Source organism: Ammonifex thiophilus (assembly GCF_003368535.1).
Classification (GTDB): Bacteria; Bacillota; Desulfotomaculia; order Desulfotomaculales; family Ammonificaceae; genus Ammonifex; species Ammonifex thiophilus.
In genome coordinates this window covers 1-255 of sequence record NZ_QSLN01000094.1, presented here as the reverse complement: position 1 = coordinate 255, position 255 = coordinate 1, and the positions used below count along the sequence as shown (strand labels likewise).

At 61.2% G+C, this 255-nt stretch carries 1 protein-coding gene; it reads left to right on the top strand.

Annotated features, from left to right (window positions below; genetic code table 11):
* On the top strand, positions 1-255 hold a 255-nt coding region (locus tag DXX99_RS11220), incomplete at both ends, for a GTP-binding protein (protein WP_240610923.1).

Sequence of the window (255 nt, the reverse complement as noted above, 5' to 3'; positions counted from 1 at the left end):
CATTCTGCTGGCGCGGCAGGTAGGGGTGCCTTACATTGTGGTCTTCCTCAACAAGGCGGACATGGTGGACGATCCCGAGCTTCTGGAGCTCGTGGAAATGGAAGTGCGGGAGCTTTTGAACACCTACAACTTCCCCGGGGACGAGGCTCCGGTAATCGTGGGTTCGGCTCTGAAGGCTCTGGAGTGCGGCTGCGGCCAGCGGGAGTGCCCCAACTGCGGCCCCATCTGGAAGCTTCTGGACGCCGTTGACGAGTA